The organism is Pseudoalteromonas sp. GW168-MNA-CIBAN-0100 (assembly GCF_040309225.1).
Taxonomy (GTDB): domain Bacteria; phylum Pseudomonadota; class Gammaproteobacteria; order Enterobacterales; family Alteromonadaceae; genus Pseudoalteromonas; species Pseudoalteromonas arctica.
The window spans coordinates 1-337 of sequence record NZ_JBEOOL010000284.1 but is presented as its reverse complement, the minus strand read 5'-3'; the positions used below and the strand labels follow the sequence as shown (position 1 = coordinate 337).

1 pseudogene is annotated in these 337 nt (G+C 45.7%); it reads left to right on the top strand.

Features of this window, described 5'->3' with window-relative positions:
* Nucleotides 1–337 (top strand): annotated as a pseudogene (locus AAEY62_RS21135) (iron ABC transporter permease); the annotation flags it as partial.

The window sequence follows — 337 nt, the reverse complement described above, 5'->3', positions numbered from 1 at the left end:
GAACAGTACTGGCTATTGCGGTGCTATTACCGCTTACGCTGTTAGAAAATACTGTAAACCGTGTGCTTGAGCCATACGACTTAAATATAGGCTTGTTACTCACTGGCAGTGTATTTACCATTATTTTTGCTTATGTAGTGCGTTTTTACGCAGTAGCACATGGCGCGATTGAGTCGAGCTTTTTACGCATTAGCCCCTCTCTCGACATGGCTAGCCAATCTATGGGCAAAAGCCAAGGCCATACGTTACGTTTGGTGCATTTACCCCTACTTAGACGCGGGTTGCTTACTGCGGCTTTGCTGGTGTTTATTGAATGCATGAAAGAGCTACCTACGGC